The 332-nt window shown below is 46.1% G+C and carries 1 protein-coding gene; it reads right to left on the reverse strand.

The features are described from left to right. A partial coding sequence (locus B5P42_RS32355; RefSeq protein WP_220089414.1) for a hypothetical protein occupies positions 1–332 on the reverse strand: 332 nt, incomplete at both ends.

Raw genomic sequence — 332 nt, forward strand, 5'->3', positions numbered from 1 at the left:
GAAATACCCTCCGAATTCAACCAAACCTTATCGCCAACCTTGTAGTTCGGGTGAGGTAGTCGTTTCTTATCAGCGAAATGTTTCATATCTCGAACCGCGCGTTGCAGTTCTGCCTGGAGGAACATCCGAACTTCATTGATGTGGTTGACTCGTTCATCAGCCGATGGAAAAGTCGCAACTGAACACGATGTGGCGTCGTCGAAACGGGGGTGAGAAACATAGACCGCATAAAATGGCGTCATCTTTGTCGCCGAATGTTCTGCGTTATTGTAAGCGAATTCAGCAACTGGTAACAAATCCACCCAGTTGTTTTGTTGGAAATGAATGTAACA

Source organism: Bacillus sp. SRB_331, assembly GCF_003264175.1.
GTDB classification, from domain to species: Bacteria; Bacillota; Bacilli; order Bacillales; family Bacillaceae_G; genus Bacillus_A; species Bacillus_A mycoides.